Genomic DNA, 8,377 nt, shown 5'->3' with positions numbered 1-8,377 from the left:
CACAGGCCGATCAGCTCGGCGTCGAGGCGTTCCAGCGAGAGCGCCGCCTCGCGCAGCGCGGCGGGGCCGGCCGAGGGCGGCGGCGCGAAGATCACGTCGCGAAAGGTTTCGGCGCGCGTGACGCGCTCGACCAGCCCGCGCAGCTCGGCGAGCCGGCGAAAGCGCGCGCGCTCGGCGCTCAGCACCAGGGCGGCGAGCAGCACGTCGAAGCGCCGCGAATCGACCGCCGCGTGCCCCGCATGCGCGGCCGCGGCGGGGTAGGCCGCCTGCGTCCGGGCGTCGGCGAACAGCGCGACGAAGCGCACCAGGCTGCCGCGCAGCCGCGCGAACGCGTCCACCACGTCGACGATCAGCGCCGCGCGTTCGGTATCGTCGCGGCGCCGCACCGGCACGATCCGCGCCGACAGTTCGCCATGCCGGACCTCATCGTCCGTCCATTGTGTTGACATGCTCATGCACCTGTCGCGCCACGCGCGGCCGCGGGCCCGAACAGCGGGCCACCGCGCCGCCGGCACGATCCTGTAGATCGGGGTTGCGAGATGTCACGTAATATACAGCAGAATATAACGATGCCGATATCCGCGGCATGTCGGGATCGGCGGACCCGTAACCAGGAATTCGAGGCGATGGAAGACAGGATGGACGACGGCAGGCAGGCGGTGGGCGAGCATTTCTCGATGGCGGCGATGGAGCATGCGCGCGCCATGACCTGGCGCGCGGTGGACGCGATGGCGCTGGAAATCGGCGTGGGGATGCGCGAATCGGAGGCGAACGCACGCTGCAAGGCGCTGCTGCATGAGATGGGGATGGATCGCCTCTGGCACCCGATCCTGATCCGGTTCGGCGAGAACACGCTGAAGACCTTCAAGGAGCGTCCCGGGCACGACCCGGTGCTGGCCGCCGACGACATCTTCTTCGTCGATCTCGGCGCGGTCTGGGACCGCCACGAGGGCGACGCGGGCGCCACCTTCGTGGTGGGCGGCGACGCGGCGATGCAGGCTTGCGCGCGCGCCGCGAAGACGGTGTTCGACGAGGTGGCCGAGCATTGGCGCGTCAGCGGCGCGGGCGGCACCGAGCTCTATCGCTACGCGGCCGAGCGCGCCGAGGCGCATGGCTGGCGCCTGAACGTCGATATCAAGGGCCATCGCGTCAGCGATTTCCCGCACGCGATCCACAAGGCCGGCAATCTCGGCGATTATCCCGGCGTGCCGGCTCGCGGGCTGTGGGTGCTGGAGATCCAGATCGCGCATCCGACGCGGCCGTTCGGCGCGTTCTACGAGGATCTGCTGATTTGAGGCGAGGCACCGGGCGCCGCTGAATCGCGGAGCGAGGCGATTGCATTGGAATTCGGGTGGCTTCGGCGGCGCATTCCGCCATGACGTCGAATGTGACGCCGCATTCGCATCGCTCCGGCTTGCTGCCATCCACCCGTCAGCCGCGCGCCAGCCCCTGCTTGCTACACTGCCCGGCATCCCCGCCCGTTCCCGGTGAATCGCGATGAAGCCGACCCTGCTGGTCCTGATTCCGCTGCGCGACGACGCGCGCGCCGCCATCGCCGCGCAGTTCGACCTGATCCATGCCCCCGACGAGGCCTCGCGCGCGCAGGCCGTGGCCGAGCACGGCGCCAAGGTCGAGGCGGTGCTGACCAACGGCAGCACCGGCCTCACCGAGGACGAGCTCGAGCGCCTGCCGAGGCTCGCCTTCCTCAATGCGCTCGGTGCCGGCTACGAGAACCTGCCGGTGGCGGCGGCACGCCGGCGCGGCATCGCGATCGCGCACGGCGTGGGCGCCAACGACGATTGCGTGGCCGATCACGCCTTTGCCCTGCTGCTGGCGACGGTGCGCGGCGTGGTCCGGCTCGATGCCGCGTGCCGGGCCGGCGTCTGGCGCGACGCGCTGCCGATGCAGCCGAATTTCTCCGGCAAGCGAATCGGCATCGTCGGGCTGGGCCGGATCGGCGCCAAGATCGCGCGCCGCGCGGCCGCCTTCGATCTGGAGATCGGTTATCACAACCGCCGGCCGCGCGAGGGCGCCGAATTCCGCTACTTCCCGGCCGTGGTCGAGCTGGCGCGCTGGGCCGACTACCTGGTGGTCGCCACGCCCGGCGGCGCCGACACGCGGCACCTGATCGACGCGGCGGTGCTGGCGGCGCTCGGCGCGCGCGGTTTCCTCGTCAATGTCTCGCGCGGCAGCGTGGTCGACACGGCCGCGCTGGCCGCCGCGCTGCGCGACGGCCGGATCGCCGGTGCCGGCCTGGACGTCTATGAAGGCGAGCCCGAGCCGCCCGCCGAGCTGGTCGGGCTCGATTCGGTGGTGCTGACGCCGCACGTGGCCGGCACGTCGCCGGAGGCGCGCGATCGCACCATCGAGCTGTTTCTCGAGAACGCCGCGCGCCACTTCGCCGGGCAGCCGCTGCTCACGCCGCTGCAAGCCTGAGCGCCGGCTCAGGCGAGGTGACGAAGAGCGGCTTCATGCGAAGCGAAAGACCGGGCGCGCGAATGGCGTGCTTCCCGGTTTTCGCGCAAAACCCCCTCGAAAAGCCCGATTTCCTGCGGAAAACCGTATCGAAACGCATGACGCGAAGCGGCGTATCGAAATGCGAAGCGCCTGCGAACAGCCGCTTCGCGAGCCTCGATCCGCCACACTTCCTGGCATCGCGCCGCCCGCTTTCTCCGTGACAACCCTTACGGATTGCTGCTTCCTGTTTGTTTTTGTGCCTTCGCCAACGCCGAAAACGATGCAATTTCGCAACTGATTCGACAGCGAATCGACACTTCTCTTTGGCCTGGCGAGCCGAAGCAGTACACTCGCGCCGCGGTCATCCCGACATCCACCGCGCCGATACCGGCCAACGCGGCGACACGTTCGCGCAACCGGTTCGGGCGCTGCCGGCACAACCGGCCATCGCTTCGATAACACTCAATTCACACCGCACCAGATTCGGTGCTGCCTCGCTCGCCGTGCTCGCGCACGGCCCGGCAGCGCCGTTCGCAGGAGACGACCTTGCTCAAGAAAATGACCGCCGCCGCGGCAATCGCCGCTTTCGCTTCCCTCGCGCACGCCCAGAGCAGCGTGACGCTTTACGGCCTGATCGACACCGGCATCAGCTACGTCAACCACAGCGCGGTGGGCACCACCGGCTCGGCCAAGCGCTTCAAGTACGACGACGGCGTGGCGCAGGGCACGCGCTGGGGCCTGCGCGGCTCGGAAGACCTCGGCTCCGGCCTGAAGGCGATCTTCCTGCTCGAGAACGGCTTCAACACCGGCACCGGCGCGATCAACCAGGGCGGCGCGATGTTCGGCCGCCAGGCCTATGTGGGCCTGTCGAAGAACGGCATCGGCTCGCTGACCTTCGGTCGCCAGTACACGTTCTCCACCGACGTGCTCGGCAACCAGTATTCGGCCGGCACCAACACCGTCGCCGGCAACTACGCGTACCACATCAACGACTTCGACCAACTGGTGAACAGCCGCATCAACAACGCGGTCAAGTTCTCGTCGGCGAACTTCTCGGGCGTCACCTTCGGTGCCCTGTACGGCTTCTCGAACCAGGCCGGCGCATTCAGCGGCTCGGCGCCGGTGAGCGGCTCGACCGGTTCCTCGCGTGCCTACAGCTTCGGCCTGAACTACGCGGCGGGCGCCTTCTCGATCGGCGCGGCCTACACCGACATCAGCTACCCGACCGCCGAAGTCCCGGCCTTCCCGACCTCGATCGCCAACGTGGCGGCGGGCGGCACCGGCGGCGGCAAGGACCTGCGCACCTTCGGCGTCGGCACGCGCTACCAGCTCGCCAACGCGGCCCTGTTCGCGCTGTACACGAACACCCGCATCGAGGCGCTGAACGGCGCGACCACGGCGCTCGACGCGGTGGACGTGGGCGGCCGCTACAACTTCACGCCGGCTCTCGCGGGCGGCCTGGCCTATACCTACACGCGCATGCACGACGCGTTCGGCGGCCACTGGAACCAGGTCGACGCGAGCCTCGACTACGCGCTCTCCAAGCGCACCGACGTCTACCTGCTGGCGATCTACCAGAAGGCTTCGGGCCGCAACGGCGCGCAGGACGTGCAGGCGCAGATCGGCTCGAGCACGGCCTTCTTCGGCCCGTCGGGCAACGGCACCAGCAACCAGGTGGCCGCGCGCGTGGGTATCCGCCACAAGTTCTGATGTCCTGATCGATATCGCTTCGGAGGGGCCGCTCGCGGCCTGTCCGGAACGAGACAGCGCCGGTCCCGCGCGAGCGGCCCGGCGCTTTTTCATTGGCGTGGCGATATCAGCGCGGCTGGGCTTCGACGGGCGTCACCACGTCCGCCTGCGCAAGCTCGGGCGGGTTTGCCGCCTCGGCCTCGGCCTGGCCCTGGCCGGGCTCGACGCGCGGCCCCAGTTCGCCTTCCCACTTCGCCAGCACGGCGGTGGCGATGCTGTTGCCGAGCACGTTGGTGGCGGTGCGCCCCATGTCGAAGAACTGGTCGATGCCCATCACCAGCAGCAAGCCCGCCTCGGGCAGGTGGAACATCGGCAGGATCGCCGCGACCACCACCAGCGAGCCGCGCGGCACGGCGGCCATGCCCTTGCTGCTGATCATCAGGATCAGCAGCATCGAGACCTGCTGGCCCAGCGACATCGGCACGTTGAAGGCCTGCGCCACGAAGATCGCCGCGAAGGATTGATACACCATCGAGCCGTCGAGGTTGAACGAGTAACCGAGCGGCAGCACGAAGCCGACCAGCCGCTTGCGGATGCCGAAGCGCTGCAGCACCTCGATCAGCTTCGGGTAGGCCGCCTCGCTGCTGGCGGTGGAGAAGGCGATCATCACCGGCTCGCGGATCGACACGGCCAGCTCGCGCATGCGCGGGCCCATGCAGGCGCGGCCGATCGCGTACAGCGCGAGCCACAGCGCGGCGAGCGCGACATAGAACCAGCCGATCAGCTTGCCGTAGGTGAGGATCACCGCCAGCCCCTGCACCGTCACCACGCCCGCGATGGCCGCGAAGATGCCGAGCGGCGCGAAGCCCATCACGGCATGCGTGACCAGCAGCATCACCTCCACCAACCCGTCGATGGCGCCTTTCAGGAAGCGCCCGGGCTCGCCGCGCAGCTTGCCCAGCGCGATGCCGAAGAAGGCCGAGAACACCAGGATCTGCATGATCTCGTTGTTCGCCATCGCCTCGGTGATGCTGCGCGGGAACAGGTGGGTGAGGAAGTCCTTCAGGTTCAGCGCGTCCGTCTTCAGGTGGGTGGACTGGCTCGCGGCGGGCAGCGCGATGTCCAGATGCGCGCCCGGCTGCGCGAGATTGACGAAGGCCAGGCCCAGCGCCAGCGAGACCAGCGAGGCGCAGGCGAACCAGCCGATCGCGCGCAGGCCGATGCGGCCGATCGTGCCGGCGTTGTCCATGCTGGCGATGCCCGACACCAGGGTGGCGAACACCAGCGGCGCGATGATCATCTTGATCAGCCGCAGGAAGATGTCGGTGACGATCGCGAAGTTCGCGGCGATCGCGTTGGCCTCGGCGGCGCTGCCCGCGGCCAGGTGGCAGGCATAACCGACCGCGACGCCGAGCGCCATCGCGAGCAGGATCCAGCGGGTGAGCTTGCGTTGCGGATTCATCTCGGGACTCCTGATTGACGGGGCTCAGGCGGGACGCGCCAGCGCGACGGCCTCGACCTCGACGGCCGCGCCGTAGTGCAGCTCGCTCACGCCGGCCACCGCGCGCGCCGGGCGATGCGCGCCGATCCACTCGGCGTAGAGGCGGTTGAAGACCGGCCACATGGCGATATCGGTGACGTAGACACGCACCTGCACCAGCGCCGCGCGCGTCACGCCGGCTTGCGCCAGGCAGCCGTCGAGATTGGCGAGCACCTGGCGGACCTGTTCCTCGAAGGGGCGCGCGGCGAGCGGCTCGCCGGCCGCCGACACGGGCAACTGGCCCGAAACGTGGACCAGGCCGGCGGCCACGCAGACATGCGAGTAATGGCCGGCGGGCGGCGCGATGCGCGCGCAATTGGCGGTGAGGATCGGCAGGGCCGTATCGAGTTCGGACATGGTAGGGACTCCGGAGGAATGGACGGACGGCGGCGAACGGATTCGCGAACTGGACGAAATATACAAGAATAGAAGAAATGTACAATAGCGGGAATGACCGATTGCCGGTCGGCAACGGGCGCGCCAGGATGGCGTGCCTCCGCGCGAACGAAACATGGATGAGGAAGGAGCCCGACGATGAGAAACCAGGCCGAATTGCTGCTGCTCGACAAGAACGTGGTGGAGCGCCTGCTGACGCCCGATGACGTGCTGGCCGCCGTCGAGACCGCCTTCGACCTGCACCGGCGCGGCGCCGGGCGCGTGTTCCCGGTGATCCGCGAGCCGCTGGCCGGCGGCGGCGTGTTCGGCATCAAGGCCGGCGACGTGCCCGACGAGGCGCTGCTCGGCTTCAAGGCGGCCGGCTTCTGGCCCGCCAATCGCGGCCTGGGCGGCGAGCCGCACCAGGCCACCGTGATGCTGGTCGACCCGGCCACCGGGCGGCCGCGCTGCGTGATCGACGGCAATGCGATCACCACCATGCGCACCGGCGCGGCGGGCGCGCTCGGCCTGCGCGCGCTGGCGCGGCCCGACAGCCGCCGGCTGTGCATGTTCGGCACCGGCGTGCAGGCGGGCGTGCAGCTGGATTTCGCGCTGCGGCTGCTGCCTTCGATCGATTCGGTGGTCTATCTGACGGCCGCGCGCGAGCCCGATCCGGCCTTCGAGGCGCGCTTCGGCGCGCGCTGCGCGATCTCGGCCGCGCGCGACGCCGATGCGGCGGTGGCCGGCAGCGATATCGTGATCACGGCCACGCCGGGCGGCGGCGCGCTGTTCGGGCTGGAGGCGGTGCGGCCCGGCACGCACCTGAACGCGGTCGGCGCCGATACCAAGGGCAAGCGCGAGCTGCCGGCGGGCTTGCTCGACCGCGCGCGGCTGGTGGTCGACGATCGCGCGCAGGCGCGCCAGATCGGCGAGGCGCAATGGGCGCCCGAGCGCGAGTGCGCCGAACTCGGCGAACTGCTGGCCGCGCCCGGGGCCTTCCCGCGCGGCGCCGACGAGATCACCGTATTCGACATGACGGGCCTGGCGCTGCAGGACCTGACCGTGGCGCGCATGCTGCTCGAGCGCGCCGAACAGGCGCGGCTCGGCACGCGCGTGGCCTGGCCCTGGTGAGGCGGGAGGCGCTCGGCCGCGCTTACCAGCCGTAGAAGCGCGGCCAGGTCTGCACCGAGCCGTCGGCCGCGATCGCCTGGTACTCGGGATGCTGGGCGCCGGTGGCGCAGGCATGGTTCGGCAGGATCCGCAGCCGCGTGCCGATCGGCAGGCGCGTGGCGATCTCCCGATCGGGCTCGCCCACGCGCTGCAGGATGCCGTGCTCCTGGTTCGCGCTGCCGAGCAGGTAGCCGTCGAGCACGCTGCCGTCCTCGGCGCATACCAACCCGTAGCCGAAGTCCCGCGCCTGGCGCTGGGTGCCGCGATCGCGGCTCATCGCCATCCAGCCCGCGTCGACGATCGCCCAGCCTTTTTCCTCCTGGTGGCCGATCACGGTGGTCAGCACGCTCAGCGCGATCTCGTCGGTGCCGCACACGCCGACGTTGTGCATCACCAGGTCGAACATCACATACACACCCGCGCGCACCTCGGTCACGCCCTCGAGCCGCTCGGCCGACAGCGCGGTGGGCGTCGAGCCGATGCTGACCACCGGGCAGGGCAGGCCCGCCGCGCGCAGCCGCTCGGCCGCCAGCACCGCGCCGGCGCGTTCCTGCTCGGCGATCCGCACCAGGTCCTCGTGGCGGTGATAGTCGTAGCTCGACCCCGCATGCGCGAGCACGCCGCCGAGCTTCATGCCGCCGTCCACCAGCGCGCGGCCCACCTCGATCAGGCGCTCGTCGGCGGGCGCGAGGCCGGAGCGATGGCCGTCCACGTCGATCTCCACCCACACCTCGAAACTCGCGCCCTGCTCGCGGCCGAAGGCGGCGATCGCCTTGGCCGAAACCAGGCTGTCGGCCACCAGCTTCAGGTCGCAGCCGCGCCGGATCAGCGCCAGCGCCTGGGGCAGCTTGCCGGGCACCATGCCGACCGCGTAGACGATGTCGTCGATGCCCTGCGCGAAGAACTGCTCGGCTTCCTTGAGCGTCGAGACCGTGATGCCGCGCGCGCCGGCCGCGAGCTGGGCGCGCACCACCGGCTCGCACTTGGTGGTCTTCACATGCGGGCGGAAGCGCACGCCGAGCGCGTCCAGGCGCTGCTGCATGCGCTCGATGTTGCGCTGCATGCGCGGCACGTCGATCAGGGCCGACGGGGTGGGGAGCGTGTCGATTCGCATCATGGGATCCTTCGGGGAGCGCGGCGCCGGGC

Annotated in this window: 8 protein-coding genes; 4 read left to right on the top strand and 4 right to left on the bottom strand. The window is 70.0% G+C overall.

The genetic code is table 11. The features are described 5' to 3' along the window. On the bottom strand, positions 1–449 hold a 449-nt coding region (locus F3J18_RS16625), incomplete at its 3' end, for a hypothetical protein (protein ID WP_166913382.1). Between the two features lie 189 nt (positions 450–638). Between F3J18_RS16625 and F3J18_RS16620 the strand changes: the two genes are divergently transcribed. The 3 genes from F3J18_RS16620 to F3J18_RS16610 all read left to right on the top strand — a co-directional run bounded on the left by F3J18_RS16620 (position 639) and on the right by F3J18_RS16610 (position 4,167). Then, positions 639–1,295, top strand: coding sequence for a M24 family metallopeptidase (locus tag F3J18_RS16620; RefSeq protein ID WP_025100062.1), 657 nt, complete (start codon positions 639–641; stop codon positions 1,293–1,295). A 202-nt stretch (positions 1,296–1,497) separates the two neighbouring features. Next, the gene (locus F3J18_RS16615; protein WP_166913381.1) at positions 1,498–2,436 is read left to right on the top strand and encodes a 2-hydroxyacid dehydrogenase; all 939 of its coding nucleotides are present in this window, start codon (positions 1,498–1,500) and stop codon (positions 2,434–2,436) included. A gap of 567 nt (positions 2,437–3,003) precedes the next feature. After that, positions 3,004–4,167, top strand: a complete 1,164-nt coding sequence (locus tag F3J18_RS16610; RefSeq protein ID WP_166913380.1) for a porin — start codon at positions 3,004–3,006, stop codon at positions 4,165–4,167. Positions 4,168–4,273: 106 nt separating this feature from the next. Here F3J18_RS16610 and F3J18_RS16605 read toward each other — a convergent pair whose 3' ends face one another. Together F3J18_RS16605 and F3J18_RS16600 are read right to left on the bottom strand one after the other, a co-directional pair. Next, positions 4,274–5,608, bottom strand: a complete 1,335-nt coding sequence (locus F3J18_RS16605; protein ID WP_166913379.1) for a dicarboxylate/amino acid:cation symporter — start codon at positions 5,606–5,608, stop codon at positions 4,274–4,276. Between the two features lie 24 nt (positions 5,609–5,632). Further along, positions 5,633–6,043 carry a RidA family protein gene (locus F3J18_RS16600; protein WP_025100058.1) on the bottom strand — a complete coding sequence of 137 codons (411 nt, stop codon included), beginning with the start codon at positions 6,041–6,043 and terminating at the stop codon, positions 5,633–5,635. A 177-nt stretch (positions 6,044–6,220) separates the two neighbouring features. Here F3J18_RS16600 and F3J18_RS16595 point away from each other — a divergent pair, with 177 nt between their 5' ends. Continuing rightward, positions 6,221–7,192 carry an ornithine cyclodeaminase family protein gene (locus F3J18_RS16595; RefSeq protein ID WP_166913378.1) on the top strand — a complete coding sequence of 324 codons (972 nt, stop codon included), beginning with the start codon at positions 6,221–6,223 and terminating at the stop codon, positions 7,190–7,192. Between the two features lie 22 nt (positions 7,193–7,214). On the opposite strand, the gene F3J18_RS16590 is transcribed toward F3J18_RS16595, so the two are convergent. Beyond that, the gene (locus tag F3J18_RS16590) at positions 7,215–8,345 is read right to left on the bottom strand and encodes a DSD1 family PLP-dependent enzyme (RefSeq protein ID WP_166913384.1); all 1,131 of its coding nucleotides are present in this window, start codon (positions 8,343–8,345) and stop codon (positions 7,215–7,217) included. Positions 8,346–8,377: the final 32 nt, after the last annotated feature.

The sequence above is a fragment of the Burkholderia sp. Ax-1720 genome (genome assembly GCF_011753035.1).
In the GTDB taxonomy this organism is placed as follows: domain Bacteria; phylum Pseudomonadota; class Gammaproteobacteria; order Burkholderiales; family Burkholderiaceae; genus Burkholderia; species Burkholderia gladioli.
The sequence above is the reverse complement of the archived record's forward strand: the minus strand, read 5'-3'. Positions and strand labels throughout refer to the sequence as shown.